Raw genomic sequence first — 15211 nt, 5'->3', positions numbered from 1 at the left:
GCAGCTCGGGGGCCCGCGCCCCCTCCTGCGGGCCCCCGGAAGCGACGGGAACGAGGGCACCCGGGGGGATCGGCTCAGCCCTCTCGGCGAGAGAGCAGCCAGGGTTCGACCACGCCGAGCCCTCGGACCGGGCGGCGCCACATCGGCTGGAGGGCGAAGCGGTACTTCTCCGCGGTCGCGTCGACGTCGGCCTCGGAGAGCGGGGCCTCCCCGGCCGCGCCGAGCGCCTCCGCGAAGTCCCCGTCCACGAGGACGGCGTCGCGTGGCGCTATCGAGGTGAGCCGGGACGCGAGGTTGACGGTCGTCCCGAACACGTCCCCCATCCGCGTGGTGACCGTGCCGAACGCCATCCCCACCCGCAGCGCGGGCATCGTCTCGTCGCCGGTCATCGTCTCGATCAGCCGGATACCGATCTCCGCGGCGGTCCCCGGGTCGTCGGCGACGAAGAGCACCTCGTCGCCGAGCGTCTTGATCAGCCGTCCTCCGTACGCGGCGACCTGATCCGCCGCGGTGGTCTCGAACGCCTCGACCAGCTCCCCGAGTTCCTCCTCCTCCAGCCGGCGGGTGAGCCGGGTGAAGCCCACCAGGTCGGCGAAGCCGACGGCGAGCCGGCGGTCGACCGCCTCTTCGTCGTCGGACTGTACGACCCGGCTGGTGGCGGCCGCGACCTGCCGGCGCCACACGTAGATCAGGAACTCCTCCAGCTCGGGTAGCAGCAACTCGACCAGCGGGTACGCCACTTCGGCCCGGGTCATGCCCGGCTCGGGCGGTTCGGTCAGGCCCTCGAGGAAGGAGTCGGTCTGCCAGTCGGCGAGCCGCGCGGTGGTCTGCCCGGTGGACCGCGCCACCTGGATCGCCATCGACTCGCTGAGCAGGCCCGCCTCGACCAGGCCGGCCAGGCGGCGCAGCGCCAGGACGTCCGCCTCGGTGAGCGCCTTGGCCTGGCCGATGTCGGCGAAGCCCATCGCCCGCCAGAAACGGGAGGCCAGGTCCATGGACACGCCCGCGGTACGGGCCGCCTGGAAGGGGGTGTAGCGGCGCGGCGCGCCGAGGATCAGCTGCTCCAACCGCAGCGCCAGCGGGTGCTCCCCGGACTCCGCCCCGGCCTCGCCGAGGTCCTGCTCCTGGTCCGGGTCCTGATTCGGGTCCTGGTCCTGGTCCTCGTCCTGGCGCTCACCAGGGTCCGCTTCCTCGCCGGCTGCCCCGTCCCCGCCCGGCTCTCCCCCGCCGCCGTCCGCCCCGTCTTCCGGTCCACCGGAAAGTGCGGGCTCGCCACCCCCCGCGGCTTCAGCAGAACCCGCGGCCGTAGCGGAGCCCTCAGCACCGCCCGAACCCCCGGCACCGCCTGAACCCGCGGCCTCACCAGAACCCTCGGCCCGGGCATCGCCGGACGCCGAATCACCGCCGGACGCGGCACGCGCACCGTCGGAGGCGGCATCACCGCCGGAGGCATTCGGCGGGGGGCTGTCGTTGTCCACGTCTACCGCCCGGCCCCTGAAGAGTCCCTGCGCACAGCCCTTCCGATCATCGAGACGACGCAGCCCCTCAACGATACGGCAGGTGTGCCCTGGCTCACTCTCACTCGGTGGGGCGCAGATGGACCACATCGCCGGCGCCGACCGCCTGCTCGCCGTGCGACCCGGCGATCACCAGCCGCCCGTCGCCGTCGACCGCGACCGCCGTGCCGGACAGGTCCCGGCCGCCGGGCAGCTCGGCCCGCACCTGGCGGCCGAGGGTGGCGCAGCCGGCCGCGTAGGTCTGCTGGAGCCGGGACGCGGCCGGGTCGCCGCCCGCCGCCCGCCAGGCGTCGTACCAGTCGCCGAGCGAGCGCAGGACGGCCCGCAGCAGGGGGTCGCGGTCGGTGCCGGGGGCGCCGGCGAGGGCGAGCGAGGTGGCGGTGCCGACCGGCAGTTCCTCGGCGCGCAGCGACACGTTCAGCCCGATGCCGATGACGACGGCGGTCTCCCCGACCCGCTCGGCGAGGATGCCGCCGGCCTTGCGCTCCTCGCCGTCGACGGTGAGCAGCAGGTCGTTGGGCCATTTGAGTGCCGTGTCGACGCCCGCGGCGCGGGACAGCGCGGTGGCGGTGGCGACACCGGCGAGCAGCGGCAGCCAGCCCCAGCGGTGGACGGGCACCGGCTTGCGGATGCCGTCGGCGGTCGCGGCGGCCTCACCCGGCCGGAGCAGCACCGAGAAGAACAGCCCGGACCGGGCGGGTGCGCTCCACCGCCGGTCCAGCCGGCCGCGCCCGGTGGTCTGCTCCTCGGCGACCAGCACCGCGCCCTCGGGCGCGCCGTCGGCGGCCCGGGCGGACAGGTCGCTGTTGGTCGAGCCAGTGGCTTCCACCACATCGAGCGAGGTCCATACCGCTTCCGGTGTGACCACCGCCTTGCGCAGGGCGCCGGCGTTGAGCGGCGGCCGTTCCAGGTCGGACCAGCGGCTGGACGTCATGCCCCCACCCTATGAGCACCGCCCGCGGGAACCGCGCCACGCCCGCCGCCCCGCACGCGATGTGGTGAACGCCGCACTGCTCGTTCGTCTGCGTCACCACTACGCTACTCAGCAGCGTTACTCGCCAGTCACGTGCGCGCTGACCGTACGCGTACGACCCGCCGAGAGCAGGAGAGCCGCTTCCATGGCCGAGCCGCAGTACGACATCCACACGACCGCGGGGAAGCTCGCCGATCTGCGCCACCGGATCGAGGAGGCGACACACGCGGGTTCGCGGCGGGCCGTCGAGAAGCAGCACGCCAAGGGCAAGCTGACCGCCCGGGAACGGATCGAACTGCTGCTGGACGACGGCTCCTTCACCGAGCTGGACGAGCTGGCCAGGCACCGCTCGACCAACTTCGGGCTGGAGGCGAACCGCCCGTACGGCGACGGGGTGGTCACCGGCTACGGGACCGTCGAGGGCCGCCCGGTGGCGGTCTTCTCCCAGGACTTCACGGTCTTCGGCGGGGCGCTGGGCGAGGTGTTCGGCGAGAAGATCGTCAAGGTGATGGACTTCGCGCTGAAGACCGGCTGCCCGGTGATCGGCATCAACGACTCCGGCGGCGCCCGCATCCAGGAGGGCGTCACCTCGCTCGGCATGTACGGCGAGATCTTCCGCCGCAACACCCACGCCTCCGGGGTGATCCCGCAGATCAGCCTGATCGTCGGCCCGTGTGCGGGCGGCGCGGTCTACTCCCCGGCGATCACCGACTTCGTGGTGATGGTCGACCAGACCTCGCACATGTTCATCACCGGTCCCGACGTGATCAAGACGGTGACCGGCGAGGACGTCGGTATGGAGGAGCTGGGCGGCGCGCGCACCCACAACACCACCTCCGGCAACGCCCACCACCTGTCCGGCGACGAGAAGGACGCCTTCGAGTACGTCAAGGCGCTGCTGTCCTACCTGCCGAGCAACAACCTGGAGGAGCCGCCCGCCTTCCCGGCCGAGGCGGACCTGGAGTCCACCGACGAGGACCGCGAGTTGGACACGCTCATCCCGGACTCGGCGAACCAGCCCTACGACATGCACAAGGTGCTCGAACACGTCCTGGACGACGGCGAGTTCCTGGAGACGCAGGCCCTCTTCGCGCCGAACATCCTCACCGGCCTGGGCCGGATCGAGGGCCGGCCGGTGGGCGTGGTCGCCAACCAGCCGCTGCAGTTCGCCGGCTGTCTGGACATCAACGCCTCCGAGAAGGCCGCGCGCTTCGTGCGGACCTGCGACAGCTTCAACATCCCGGTGGTCACCTTCGTCGACGTCCCCGGCTTCCTGCCCGGCACCAGCCAGGAGTGGGACGGCATCATCCGCCGCGGCGCCAAGCTGATCTACGCGTACGCCGAGGCGACCGTGCCCCTCATCACGATCATCACCCGCAAGGCGTTCGGCGGCGCGTACGACGTGATGGGCTCCAAGCACCTGGGCGCGGACCTCAACCTCGCCTGGCCCACCGCCCAGATCGCCGTGATGGGCGCGCAGGGCGCCGTCAACATCCTGCACCGCCGCACCCTCGCCGAGGCGGCCACCCCGGAGGAGGCCGACGCGCTGCGCCAGCGGCTCATCACCGACTACGAGGACACCCTGCTGAATCCTTACGTCGCGGCCGAGCGCGGCTATGTGGACGCGGTCATCGAGCCGTCCAGGACCCGCGCCCAGCTCGTCAAGGCGCTGCGGACGCTGCGCAACAAGCGGGAGAGCCTGCCGCCGAAGAAGCACGGCAACATCCCGCTGTAGCAACGGCAGCCGGCCATCCGGACCCGCGAAGGAGGACCGTACAGATGATGATCAAGGTGGAGCGGGGCCGGCCGACCCCGGAGGAGCTGGCGGCGGTCGTCGCGCTGGTCCAGGCGCGCGCCGCCGCCCTGGACTCCGACGGTGGCGGCGACGGCCGGACGGGCGCCCGCAGCGCGTGGTCCGACCCGGCCCGTACGGTGCCGGGCACCGCGCCCCGGCCCGGCCCGACGGCGTGGCGCACCTCGGTGTGGCCGGCCTGACCGCGCAGGGCGCCTGACCGTGCAGGATGCCTGACCGCAGGGGCCTGTGGGGCGGGTGGGACGGCCGGTGCGTCGGGCCGCGCAGTGAGTACTCGTACTCAGGCGCGCGTCCGCGCGACGGTCCACCCTTGACGGCATGCTGTGGTCCGATGATCAACCGCGCAAGCGCGACGAGGAGTTGCGCCGGGCTCAGGTGATGCTGCGCCGGGCGATGCTGGTGCTCGCGGTGGCGGCGGTCATGGTGATGGCGCTGGCCGCCTGGCATGCGTGAGCGGGCGGCGGTCGCGCTCCCGGCGTTCTCTACGATGGCCCGGTGACCTCTTCGCCCCGCCGCGCCCTCGTCCTGGCGTCCGCCTCGCCCGCCCGTCTCGGGCTGCTGCGACAGGCCGGGCTCGACCCCAAGGTGGTGGTCTCCGGCGTCGACGAGGAGGCGATCACCGCGCCCTCCCCCGCCGAACTGGCCCGCGTGCTGGCCGAGGCGAAGGCGACGGCGGTCGCGGACGGCGGTGGGCTGGACGGTGGCGAGCTGGTGGTCGGCTGCGACTCGGTGCTCGAACTCGACGGTCGCGCGCTGGGCAAGCCGAAGGACGCGGCCGAGGCGACGCAGCGGTGGCACGCGATGCGCGGACGTAGCGGGGTGCTGCAGACCGGGCACTGCGTCATCGACACGGCCGACGGCCGCCGGCTGTCCCGGACCGCCTCCACCACGGTGCACTTCGGCACCCCGGACGACGCCGAGATCGCGGCCTACGTCGCCAGCGGTGAACCCCTCCACGTCGCCGGCGCCTTCACTCTCGACGGCCGCTCGGCCCCCTTCGTCGACGGCATCGAGGGCGACCCGGGCAACGTCATCGGGCTCTCCCTCCCGCTCCTGCGCGCCCTCCTGGCCGAGCTGGGCATCCCCATCACCGACTTGTGGGCGTGATCGCCGACGTGTGGGCGTAGGGCAGGGGGTGGGGCCAGGACCTCACTACGCGGCGGGACCTCGCTACGCCGCCAGCGGCTGACTACGTGGCCGGGACCGCCTCGACGGCGCCGTTCTCGTCGGTGCCGTTCTGGTCGGGCGCGTAGAGCAGCAACGTGCCCACGAGCAGCGCGAGTATCACCATCATCACCACGAACGCGTACCACCCGACGAGCCCGACCGCGGCGGCGCCGACCACGCCGTGGATGACGGCGCAGACGATGAGCACGATGCGGCCGACCCGGCCGGCCATCCGGTCGCGCAGCGCGATGCGGGCCACCAGCGCCGCGCAGCTGAGCAGGAAGAGCGCGAATATCCCGCCCGCCACCCACGACCCGACCTCCATCGCGTGGGTCGGCAGTCCGCCGAGGGACATCTGCTGGCGGCGAACCGCCAGCCCGAGTATCCAGTTCACCGCCGCGATGGTGAGGGCGTCGAGCACGAGCACCACGGCGGTGGCCACGGCTATACCTCTGCGCACATCGTCCCCCTTGTCACGGTCCGTCCGGGTGGTCCTTGCGAGCCGAAGTCTTACCGCGCCCCGACTCGCCGGGATTTTCATGGGAGTTACCCCAGGTACCCCGCGGCTCGCAGGCTACTCACGGGTATGCGCGGCGGCAAGGGCCCGGGCACAACCACTCGTCAGGGAACGGACGGCAGCAAAGTTTCCGTGCTCTCTTCGTAGGAACTCCACAAAGGATCGGCGCGTCCCAGGTCGGCCGACATGCGAGACCCGTTCCACACACGGGAGTGCGGGACATTGCGCCAACCCGCGCCGTACCTTGGAATGAGCAGGCTTTCCACGGGTTCTCCGGGCCCCTGGATCACCCTCTGTGTGGGCAACCTCACGTGTAGGGGTGCCTCGGTTTCAAGTGTGGCCATTGCCTAAACTCTGCTTGTTCCAAGGAGGGAGCCATCGTGCGCAAGGTGCTCATCGCCAACCGCGGTGAAATCGCTGTCCGTGTCGCTCGTGCGTGTCGGGATGCCGGTATCGGCAGTGTCGCGGTGTACGCCGAGCCGGACCGGGACGCGGTCCACGTCCGGGTTGCCGACGAGGCGTACGCACTGGGTGGTGACACCCCGGCGACCAGCTATCTCGACATCGGCAAGGTGCTGGCGGCCGCGGCGGAGTCGGGCGCCGACGCGGTGCACCCCGGCTACGGGTTCCTGTCGGAGAACGCGGAGTTCGCCCAGGCGGTGCTGGACGCCGGGCTGACCTGGATCGGCCCGCCGCCGCAGGCGATCCGCGACCTGGGCGACAAGGTGGCGGCCCGTCACATCGCCCAGCGCGCGGGCGCGCCGCTGGTGGCCGGCACCCCCGACCCGGTGTCGGGTGCGGACGAGGTCGTCGCGTTCGCGAAGGAGTACGGCCTGCCGATCGCCATCAAGGCGGCCTTCGGCGGCGGCGGCCGCGGCCTGAAGGTCGCCCGCACGCTGGAGGAGGTGCCGGAGCTGTACGACTCCGCGGTGCGCGAGGCGGTGGCCGCGTTCGGCCGCGGCGAGTGCTTCGTGGAGCGCTACCTGGACCGGCCCCGGCACGTGGAGACGCAGTGCCTGGCCGACACGCACGGCAACGTGGTGGTGGTCTCCACCCGTGACTGCTCGTTGCAGCGCCGGCACCAGAAGCTCGTGGAGGAGGCCCCGGCGCCCTGGCTGTCTCCGGAGCAGAACGCGCAGCTCTACAGCGCGTCGAAGGCGATCCTGCGCGAGGCCGGCTATGTCGGCGCGGGCACCTGCGAGTTCCTGGTCGGCCAGGACGGCACCATCTCCTTCCTGGAGGTCAACACCCGCCTCCAGGTGGAGCACCCGGTCACCGAGGAGGTCTCCGGCATCGACCTGGTCCGGGAGATGTTCCGGATCGCCGACGGCGAGGCGCTCGGCTACGACGACCCGGAGCACCGCGGCCACTCCTTCGAGTTCCGGATCAACGGCGAGGACCCGGGCCGCAACTTCCTTCCCGCGCCCGGCACCGTCACCGTCTTCACCCCGCCCTCGGGTCCCGGCGTACGGCTGGACGCGGGCGTGGAGTCCGGCAGCGTGATCGGCCCGGCCTGGGACTCCCTGCTGGCGAAGCTGGTGGTGACCGGGGCGACCCGTGAGCAGGCACTCCAGCGGGCCGCCCGCGCGCTGGGCGAGTTCACCGTCGAGGGCATGGCGACCGCGATCCCGTTCCACCGCGCGGTGGTCGTCGACCCGGCGTTCGCGCCGACGGACGGCGGCCCGTTCACGGTGCACACCCGGTGGATCGAGACGGAGTTCGACAACACCATCCCTCCGTTCAAGGGTGCGGCGGCCGACGAGGAGGAGTCCGGCGGGCGCGAGACCGTCGTGGTCGAGGTCGGCGGCAAGCGCCTGGAGGTGTCGCTGCCCGCGCACCTGGGGATGACGCTGGCCCGTACCGGGCTGGCCGCGGGGGCCAAGCCGAAGCGGCGGGCCGCGGCGAAGGCGAGCGCCGCCGTGTCCGGCGACACGCTCGCCTCGCCGATGCAGGGCACCATCGTGAAGGTCGCGGCCGAGGAGGGCCAGCAGGTCTCCGAGGGCGACCTGATCGTGGTGCTGGAGGCGATGAAGATGGAGCAGCCGCTCAACGCGCACCGCTCCGGCACCGTCGTCGGCCTGAAGGCGGAGGTCGGCTCCTCGATCTCCTCCGGCGCGGTCATCTGCGAGATCAAGGACTGAGGCAGGGCGGGGCGCGCAGGGCGCGCCCACGCGGAAGCGGGCGGCGGCTGACCTGGTGTCAGCCGCCGCCCGCCTCACGTCATACGGTCGGGCCCCGGCGGCGCGCCCGCGGCTCGCCGCCGCTCCCGCTCAGCGCAGCACCGGCTTCGGGGGCGCCTTGAGCAGGAGCACCATCACCAGCGCGGCCGAGACGAAGATCGCCGCCAGGGTGAACGCGGCGGTGGCGCCGTCGATGAACGCGTTGCCGTGCGCGTGCCGGGAGACCGTACCGAAGACGGTGACCAGCACCGACAGTCCGAGGCTGCCGCCGATCTGCTGCATCGTCTGGAGCAGGCCGGACGCGGAACCCGCGTCCTTGGGCTGGACGCCGGAGAGGATGAACGTGTTGAGCGGCATCATCGTCCAGCCGACCCCGAAGCCGACCAGCATCAGCGGGCCGAGCAGTCCGGCCGCGTAGCCGTCGGTCGGGCCGAGCTGGGTGATCCAGATCGTGCCCGCCAGGTTGATCGGCAGCCCGATGCTCACCACCGTCTTCGCGCCGAACCTGCCGATCATGCGCGGCGCGAGCCGCGCGGCGACGAAGAGCAGCCCGGCCAGCGGCAGGAATGCGAAGCCGGTCTTCAACGGGCTGAAGTGCAGATACGTCTGCAGGTACTGGGTGCTGAAGTAGAAGACGCCGAACATCCCGGCCGGCACCAGCAGCATCACGCTGTAGGCGATGGCCCGGTTGCGGTCGGCGAACAGCCGCAGCACCACCAGCGGGCGCTCGACCCGCGTCTCGTTGACGAGGAACGCGCCGAGCAGCGCGACCGCGATCACGAACGACGCCAGCGCCCGTCCGTCGGTCCACTTGCTCTCGCCGACCCGGATGAAGCCGTACACCAAGGTGGCCATGCCGAGCGTGCCGGTCAGCGCACCCGCGATGTCGAAGCGGCCGCCGCGGTGGCGCGCGGTCTCGTTGATGAAGCGCGGTGCGAGCACCATGATCAGTGCGCCGACCGGCACGTTGATGAAGAACACCCAGCGCCAGGAGCCCAGGTCGGTGAGGATGCCGCCGGCGGTCAGGCCGATCGCCGAACCCGCGCCGGAGACCGCCGAGAACACGCTCAGCGCCCGGTTGCGCTCGGTGCCCTCGCTGAACGACGTGGCGATCAGGGCAAGGGTGCTGGGCGCGGCCAGCGCGGCGGCCGCCCCCTGGAAGCCGCGGGCGACCAGCAGGGTGGTCGCGTCGTTGGCCAGCCCTCCCGCGATCGAGGCGACGGTGAAGGCGGCGACGCCCCACACCATCGCCGTACGGCGGCCGATCAGGTCGCCTATTCGGCTGCCGAGCAGCAACAGGCCGCCGAAGGCGAGGGTGTAGACGTTGAGCACCCACGACATGCCGGTGGCCGAGAAGCCCAGGTGGGTGCCGATGCCGGGCAGCGCGACGTTCACCACGGTGGCGTCGAGCAGGATCATCAGCTGGGTGCCGACGATGGCACCGAGGACGAGATACGGGTGGCGGCTCGCGGGGGACGACGGCTGCCGGGTGGGGGCGGGGGCGGCACCGGTGGTGGCGCCGCCGGCCTGTTGGGTGTTGTGGGTCGGGTCTGTTCCTCCGGTGCTGTTGGTGCTGTCGGAGTCACGCGTCGTGGGCGTGGACATGGTGAGTAAGCCTCCAGCGGAGAGAGTAAACGGAGGTCTCCTCCGAAAACTATACGGAGGCTTCCTCCGGAACTACAATCGCTTTCGGCGAGATATTCCGGAGTGGAGGCGGGACCGACGATGCGGGCAGACGCGCAACGCAACTACGACCGGTTGCTCGAAGAGGCCCGGCAGGCGTTCATCGTGCACGGCACCGATGTCGCGCTGGAGGACATCGCCCGGCACGCGGGCGTCGGCATCGGCACCCTCTACCGGCACTTCCCCAACCGATACAGCCTGATGAACGCGGTCTTCGTCCGCGAGATCGACGCGCTCGGCGCTCGCTCCGTCGAGTTGATGTCCGCGGACGACCCCACCGAGGCCCTCACCTCATGGCTGTACGCGATGGCGGCGCACTCGTCGGCGTACCGCGGCATGGCCGCGGCCATCGGCGAGGCGTCCGACACGCAGATGCCCGCGTGCAAGTTCAAGTTGCGCGAGTCCGGCGGGCAACTCCTGACCCGTGCGCAGCAGGCGGGCGCCGTACGGGAGGACATCCACATCGGCGACCTGCTCAAGCTGACGTACGCGGTGGTGCAGGCCGCGGAGAAGGACCCCACGGAGAAGGGGGTCTTCCAGCGGCTGATGACCCTCATGATGGAGGGCATCCGTACGAGGCCGTCCGCGGAGGCGTCAGCGGGGTCGCCGGCAGGGGCGACAGCAGGGCCGGCGGTGGCTTCGGCCGGGGAGCGTCGTCCCGCCGCGACGGTCCCGGCCGCGTCCGACGCGCACGCCGGGTCCCGCTGAGCGCGTGGCCTTCCGCGCCTCCGAGCGGCTCTCCTTTCACGGAAGGGGAGCCGCTCAGGGGTGTGGGGCGCGTGGCTCAGGGCTGAGGGTTCAGCGGCGGCGGACGTCGGCGAGCCGGGGCGTGGGGCTCTCCCCGCTCCCGACGGGAGCCGTACCCAACGGCGGGGCGCCGCGCAGCGGGTGGTGCCGCCGCGGCCCGGGCAACCCGCGCCCGGACGCGAGCCCGTCCGCTGCCGCCGCCGCGGCCACCGCCGCGCTGGACCCGCTCCCGGGCAGCGAGGCGACGGTGACCTGCACCCCCCGATCGGCCAGCGCCTGCAACTCCGTGCCGGCGCGCTCGTCGTCCGGCTCGGGCTCGTCGGTGACGAGATGGGTGATCTGGTCGGTCGGCACGGTCTGGAACATCGTGTCGGCGCCGAGCTTCGTGTGGTCGGCGAGCACCACCACCTCCGAGGCGGCCTGCACCAGCGCCCGGTCCACGCTCGCGGCGAGCATGTTGGACGTCGACAGCCCGCGCTCGGCGGTCAGCCCCGCGCCGGACAGAAACGCCCGGGACACCCGCAGCCCGTGCAGCGACTGCTCGGCCCCGCTGCCGACCAGCCCGTAGTTCGAGCCGCGCAGGGTGCCCCCGGTCATCACCACCTCGACACGGTTGGCGTGCGCCAACGCCTGGGCCACCAGCAGGGAGTTGGTGACCACGGTCAGCCCGGCCACCCGCGCCAGCCGTCTGGCCAGTTCCTGCGTGGTCGTACCAGAACCGACCACGATCGCCTCGCCCTCCTCGACGAGGCCGGCCGCGAGATCGGCGATGGCCGTCTTCTCCGCGGTCGCTAGATGGGATTTCTGCGGGAAGCCGGACTCCCTGGTGAAGCCACCCGGCAGCACCGCACCGCCGTGCCGGCGGTCCAGCAGTCCTTCCGCCTCCAGCGCCCGTACGTCCCTGCGCACGGTCACTTCGGACGTCTGGACGACCCGGGCGAGCTCCCGCAGCGACACCGCTCCGTTAGCCCGCACCATTTCCAGAATCAACTGACGACGTTCTGCAGCGAACACGGAACCGACAGTAACGCCAACGACCGGACGGTTTCAGCGTTTTGCGCCCGTTGATGGAAGTCGTGCACAAAACAGACCGTCAAGTGCTATAGCTCGACCGTGCGTTCCCTTCCCCACTTGTCCGGAACCCACCACCCGCCACCAACCCGCCCTACGCGTCACCGAGTTCCCGCAGTCGAACCACGCCGGGTGCGAAGTCCGGGGAGTCGATGGCGACGTCCATGTTCCCGGCGCCGACGTACTCGACCCTCCACAGCCGGCCGGCGAACTCGATCGTGCCGCCGACCGGCACGTCGCGGAAGTAGCCTCCGCCGTCCGTGCCCATGACGGTGCTGATGTCGCACCGCAGCGGACCGTCTGCGATGTCGGTCACCACGATCGACTTCCCGACGCCGCTGCCATCAGTCGAGTTGACTGGCACGTGCCAGCGCAGCGGCAGCACGCCCTCGTACGTCATCGGCCAGTCGGACGTCTTCCCGCCCGCTCCGGTCGGCGCGTGCAGCCCACGACCGGTCAGCACCACGCGGTAGGTGCAGATCTGAGCGACGGTGTACGCGTGTCCCGCCAGCGTGACCTTCTGCGCGACCTTCACCGTCTGCCGGACGGACCCGCTCTCCAGCTCCGCGGTCCGGTCCCTGCCATCCGCGTGCGCGACGTCGTACGCCACCTTTGCCCCTCCGGGCAGCGCGGCCTTGGCGTGGAACACCACGTCCAGCCCTTTCGCCGCGCTCTCCCCCACGCACTCCGGTCCAGGGTCCATCGACGCCGACGCGGAAGGACGGGGCGAATGCTCACTCCCCGCTCCCGTACTGCCGCACGCGGCCGCGGCAGCAAGACAGACGCCCACCACCAGACGGCCAAGCGCCCCCGCTCGACCGTGCGTTCCCTTCCCCGCCATCCGGAAGCCTCCCCCACCCTCGCCAACCCGCCCTACGCGTCCCCGAGTTCCTGGAGCGTGACATGGCCCGGCTTGAAGTCTCTTGAGGCGACGGAGACAGCCATGTTTCCGGTGTCGATGTGCGCCACCTTCCACAGCCGGCCGGCGAACTCGATGGTGCCGCCAACCGGCACGTCGCGGAAGGTGCCGGCGGGTCGGCTGTCGTGCACGACGTGGACGGCGCACCGCAGCGGGCCGGACTCGACGTCGGTGACGACCACCTGGTCGCCGCCGGTACTGCTGTTGGGCGTGTGCCAGGCCAGCGACAGTATGCCGTCCCGGGTCATCGGCCAGTCAGTCATCTTCTCTCCCCGTTCGGTGGGCGCGTGCAGCCCAGGACCGGTCAGCACGACGCGGTAGGTGCAGATCTGAGCGACGGTGTACGTGTGGCCGCCCAGGTCGACTCGCTGCGCGGGCTCCACCGTCAGCCAAGTGGAGCCGGTCGTCAACTCCGCGGTGCGGTGGGTGCCGTCCGCGTGCCCTTCGGCGTACGTCACACTCGTTCCGCCCGGCAGCGCTGTCGCGGCCTGGCTGAACAGGTGCAGCCCTTTGGTGGCGCCGCCCTCGCACTCCGGCCCCTTGTCCACGGCCACTGGCGTCATGGAAGCTGGGGAGGACGGATGATCGTGGCCCCCGCCGGAGGAGCCGCAGCCGACAGGCAGGAGACAGAAGCAGACCAGGCCGAGCCCCCGCATCACCTTCGACCAGGAGGAGATCATTTGCCCACCTGGAGTTGCTGCGGGGTCTCGAAGTACTCCTTGTACTGCTCCGGGGTGACCGTGACGTCATTGCCCGGGCCCCAGGGGTTGCCGAGCAGCATGTTGCCCTGAGTGTCGAACCCCTTCACGTAGTAGACATGCCGCGTGACATAGTTCCCGTCCCAGCTCGGGTCGAGGTTCTTCTTCTTGAGCTCGTCGTCGGACGGGCTCGCCACGATGACCGGGTGGTGCGACTGGTACGCCTCCTTGACGCCGTCGAAGCCGCCGCCGATCGACTTCGACTTGCTGCCGGTGACATAGGGCGGCGCCTTGTCGGTGAAGTCCCATTCGGTGGCGCCGTAATCGCCCCGCTCTGCCCGGTCGTAGAGCGGGTCGCCCTGGTGGTCGTCCGGAGCGCCGCCTGTGTCACCCGCGTACATCAGGGCGAACGCCTTCTCGTAGTAGGCGGGCCAGCTCTCGTCCGCGCCGTAGGCGGACACCGGGTTGTTGTCACTGTCCATCGGAATGTCAGGGGTGACCGTGACCCAGTGCAGTTTGCCGTCCTTGTCCCAGATCCGTACGTCCACCGTCCCGTTGGGGTTCTGCTTGACGCCCTCGGCGATGAACTTCGGGTCGGCCTGCGCGGTCGCCTCCAGTGAGGCCATGTACCAGCAGTCTCCGATCTGGCCCTGATGGGCGCCGGAGGCGTCGACCGTGCCGGGGTTCTTGAACAACGGGTCCTTCGGCGTGCCGTAGTGCATGCCGTGAACGCCCTGTTCCTGCTGGGAGTTCTGGCCCTCGAGCCACGCGTCCGTCGTGTCGAAGCCCGGCTGGACCGGGAAGGCCGCCTCGATCTTGGGCCAGTGCGTGGGGCCCGCCTTCTTCAGCAGGGAACTGGTGAAGTCGCGGTACTCGCCCGAGGGAAGGCCGTTGGAGTGCTGGAAGGGCCAGATGCCGCTGTTGCCGGTGTGGGTGGCCACGTCGTTGAAGTGGGCCAGGTCGCCCGCCGGGACCTTGTCGAGAAACGCGTCGAGCTCGGTCGGGGTGAGGCCGTCGAGGTCGCCCTTGATCCGTTCCAGGTCGGAACGGCTGTCGGTGTCACCGGCGTTCTTGCCGTTGAGCTCGGCGAGGTCGGTCAGCGCGGTGTTGATCTTCTTCTGGTCCGGCGGCTTCTCGTCGTCGAAGTAGAGCGACGGGTCGACGTCGTATCCGTCGTCGACGAGCTTCTGCACACCCCCGAGTTGGGCGCAGCGGCGCTTCATCGACGCCTGGGTGTCGTCGAGTTCACCGGTCAGGGTGCCCGGCATGCAGTGGTAGCCGCCGAAGAAGAGGCCGCCCATCAGGTCGCCGACGAGTGGTTGGAGCAAGGCGCTGGTGGTGACCGGTTTGCTGCCCTTGAGGAGGCCGTTGGCGCGGGTCAGGACCATGGCGACCTGCCGGTGCAGGGGGCCCGCGCCCTGGCTCGCCTTCTCCAGGCCGCCGGCCAGCGTGCCGATCTTCTCGGTGTCGAATCCCGCGAACCCCATCAGCCGCCCCCCTTCGCGGACTGCTGCTTCTTCTTCGCCGCGGCCTGGTCGTCGAGCGCCTGCGCCTCGGTCTCCCAGCGGGACGCGTCGGCGACGAGGTCCGACGCCATCCGGTGGAGTGTGGTCTTGCGCGAGACGAGCATCGAGGTGGTCCTCGAGGCGTACGGCCCGTGCCAGATGCCGGCCTTGGCCTGGCCGACCGCGTTGTCCAGGTAGGGACCCATCGATCCCGCGAGCTTGCGGGCGGTACGCGCGCAGTCCCGCAAGTCGGTGGCGCGTTGCTTCAGTTGCTCGGGTGTCTCGCCCGGATCTAACTGCTTCTGCCCCATGCGTTACCCCCCGGTGTTCGCCATGTGGTGTCACCGTAGGGGCGCGGAAGCGCGGCAAGGGAGCGGTCGGGGGCGGGTGTTACGGGATCGGGACAGCCGTGATCGGCATG

Annotated in this window: 15 protein-coding genes; 6 read left to right on the top strand and 9 right to left on the bottom strand. The window is 71.2% G+C overall.

Annotation, left to right across the window (positions count from 1 at the left end; genetic code table 11):
- Nucleotides 1–74: 74 nt before the first annotated feature.
- Entirely contained in the window at nucleotides 75–1478 is a 1404-nt protein-coding gene (locus OG370_RS26550; protein WP_328468470.1) for an adenylate/guanylate cyclase domain-containing protein, read from the bottom strand.
- Between the two features lie 100 nt (nucleotides 1479–1578).
- The gene (locus OG370_RS26545) at nucleotides 1579–2451 is read right to left on the bottom strand and encodes a biotin--[acetyl-CoA-carboxylase] ligase (protein ID WP_328468468.1); all 873 of its coding nucleotides are present in this window, start codon (nucleotides 2449–2451) and stop codon (nucleotides 1579–1581) included.
- Between the two features lie 184 nt (nucleotides 2452–2635).
- Between OG370_RS26545 and OG370_RS26540 the strand changes: the two genes are divergently transcribed.
- From OG370_RS26540 to OG370_RS26525, 4 genes are all read left to right on the top strand, one after another.
- A complete protein-coding gene (locus tag OG370_RS26540; RefSeq protein WP_328468466.1) occupies nucleotides 2636–4225 on the top strand; it encodes an acyl-CoA carboxylase subunit beta in 1590 nt (529 codons plus the stop codon).
- Between the two features lie 44 nt (nucleotides 4226–4269).
- On the top strand, nucleotides 4270–4485 hold the full coding sequence (locus tag OG370_RS26535) for an acyl-CoA carboxylase subunit epsilon (RefSeq protein ID WP_443060747.1): 216 nt from the start codon (nucleotides 4270–4272) through the stop codon (nucleotides 4483–4485).
- Between the two features lie 136 nt (nucleotides 4486–4621).
- Nucleotides 4622–4756 carry a morphogenic membrane protein MmpB gene (gene mmpB / locus OG370_RS26530; RefSeq protein WP_328468464.1) on the top strand — a complete coding sequence of 45 codons (135 nt, stop codon included), beginning with the start codon at nucleotides 4622–4624 and terminating at the stop codon, nucleotides 4754–4756.
- Between the two features lie 42 nt (nucleotides 4757–4798).
- Nucleotides 4799–5410 (top strand): Maf family protein, encoded by a 612-nt coding sequence (locus OG370_RS26525; RefSeq protein ID WP_328468462.1) that lies wholly within the window; start codon nucleotides 4799–4801, stop codon nucleotides 5408–5410.
- Between the two features lie 82 nt (nucleotides 5411–5492).
- Here the strand turns inward: OG370_RS26525 and OG370_RS26520 are convergent, their stop codons facing one another.
- On the bottom strand, nucleotides 5493–5930 hold the full coding sequence (locus tag OG370_RS26520; protein ID WP_328468460.1) for a hypothetical protein: 438 nt from the start codon (nucleotides 5928–5930) through the stop codon (nucleotides 5493–5495).
- 437 nt (nucleotides 5931–6367) lie between these two features.
- On the opposite strand from OG370_RS26520, the gene OG370_RS26515 reads away from it, so the two are divergent.
- Complete coding sequence (locus tag OG370_RS26515; RefSeq protein ID WP_328468458.1) at nucleotides 6368–8128, top strand: acetyl/propionyl/methylcrotonyl-CoA carboxylase subunit alpha; 1761 nt, start codon at nucleotides 6368–6370, stop codon at nucleotides 8126–8128.
- Nucleotides 8129–8257: 129 nt separating this feature from the next.
- Here the strand turns inward: OG370_RS26515 and OG370_RS26510 are convergent, their stop codons facing one another.
- Nucleotides 8258–9772: an MFS transporter gene (locus OG370_RS26510; RefSeq protein WP_328468456.1), complete on the bottom strand. Its 1515-nt coding sequence runs from the start codon at nucleotides 9770–9772 to the stop codon at nucleotides 8258–8260.
- 120 nt (nucleotides 9773–9892) lie between these two features.
- Here OG370_RS26510 and OG370_RS26505 point away from each other — a divergent pair, with 120 nt between their 5' ends.
- A complete protein-coding gene (locus OG370_RS26505) occupies nucleotides 9893–10558 on the top strand; it encodes a TetR/AcrR family transcriptional regulator (RefSeq protein WP_328468454.1) in 666 nt (221 codons plus the stop codon).
- A 90-nt stretch (nucleotides 10559–10648) separates the two neighbouring features.
- Here OG370_RS26505 and OG370_RS26500 read toward each other — a convergent pair whose 3' ends face one another.
- The 5 genes from OG370_RS26500 to OG370_RS26480 all read right to left on the bottom strand — a co-directional run bounded on the left by OG370_RS26500 (nucleotide 10649) and on the right by OG370_RS26480 (nucleotide 15101).
- A complete protein-coding gene (locus OG370_RS26500; protein ID WP_443060746.1) occupies nucleotides 10649–11575 on the bottom strand; it encodes a DeoR/GlpR family DNA-binding transcription regulator in 927 nt (308 codons plus the stop codon).
- A gap of 187 nt (nucleotides 11576–11762) precedes the next feature.
- On the bottom strand, nucleotides 11763–12371 hold the full coding sequence (locus OG370_RS26495; RefSeq protein WP_328468450.1) for a hypothetical protein: 609 nt from the start codon (nucleotides 12369–12371) through the stop codon (nucleotides 11763–11765).
- 170 nt (nucleotides 12372–12541) lie between these two features.
- Nucleotides 12542–13150, bottom strand: a complete 609-nt coding sequence (locus tag OG370_RS26490; protein WP_328468448.1) for a hypothetical protein — start codon at nucleotides 13148–13150, stop codon at nucleotides 12542–12544.
- A 113-nt stretch (nucleotides 13151–13263) separates the two neighbouring features.
- Nucleotides 13264–14772 (bottom strand): C2 family cysteine protease, encoded by a 1509-nt coding sequence (locus OG370_RS26485; RefSeq protein ID WP_328468446.1) that lies wholly within the window; start codon nucleotides 14770–14772, stop codon nucleotides 13264–13266.
- Nucleotides 14772–15101 carry a hypothetical protein gene (locus OG370_RS26480; RefSeq protein WP_328468443.1) on the bottom strand — a complete coding sequence of 110 codons (330 nt, stop codon included), beginning with the start codon at nucleotides 15099–15101 and terminating at the stop codon, nucleotides 14772–14774. The genes OG370_RS26485 and OG370_RS26480 overlap by 1 nt, the downstream gene beginning before the upstream one ends.
- Nucleotides 15102–15211: the final 110 nt, after the last annotated feature.

Source organism: Streptomyces sp. NBC_00448 (assembly GCF_036014115.1).
In the GTDB taxonomy this organism is placed as follows: Bacteria; Actinomycetota; Actinomycetes; order Streptomycetales; family Streptomycetaceae; genus Actinacidiphila.
Note: the sequence above shows the minus strand (reverse complement) of the source record. Positions and strands in the feature narration are given on the sequence as shown.

What these genes read in the sequence shown, in the direction of transcription:
- OG370_RS26545 (WP_328468468.1), bottom strand. Translation starts at nt 2,451, where the DNA reads ATGACGTCCAGCCGCTGGTCCGACCTGGAACGGCCGCCGCTCAACGCC.
- OG370_RS26540 (WP_328468466.1), top strand. Translation starts at nt 2,636, where the DNA reads ATGGCCGAGCCGCAGTACGACATCCACACGACCGCGGGGAAGCTCGCC.
- OG370_RS26535 (WP_443060747.1), top strand. Translation starts at nt 4,270, where the DNA reads ATGATGATCAAGGTGGAGCGGGGCCGGCCGACCCCGGAGGAGCTGGCG.
- mmpB (WP_328468464.1), top strand. Translation starts at nt 4,622, where the DNA reads ATGCTGTGGTCCGATGATCAACCGCGCAAGCGCGACGAGGAGTTGCGC.
- OG370_RS26510 (WP_328468456.1), bottom strand. Translation starts at nt 9,772, where the DNA reads ATGTCCACGCCCACGACGCGTGACTCCGACAGCACCAACAGCACCGGA.
- OG370_RS26505 (WP_328468454.1), top strand. Translation starts at nt 9,893, where the DNA reads ATGCGGGCAGACGCGCAACGCAACTACGACCGGTTGCTCGAAGAGGCC.
- OG370_RS26500 (WP_443060746.1), bottom strand. Translation starts at nt 11,575, where the DNA reads ATGGTGCGGGCTAACGGAGCGGTGTCGCTGCGGGAGCTCGCCCGGGTC.
- OG370_RS26495 (WP_328468450.1), bottom strand. Translation starts at nt 12,371, where the DNA reads ATGGACCCTGGACCGGAGTGCGTGGGGGAGAGCGCGGCGAAAGGGCTG.
- OG370_RS26490 (WP_328468448.1), bottom strand. Translation starts at nt 13,150, where the DNA reads ATGACGCCAGTGGCCGTGGACAAGGGGCCGGAGTGCGAGGGCGGCGCC.
- OG370_RS26485 (WP_328468446.1), bottom strand. Translation starts at nt 14,772, where the DNA reads ATGGGGTTCGCGGGATTCGACACCGAGAAGATCGGCACGCTGGCCGGC.
- OG370_RS26480 (WP_328468443.1), bottom strand. Translation starts at nt 15,101, where the DNA reads ATGGGGCAGAAGCAGTTAGATCCGGGCGAGACACCCGAGCAACTGAAG.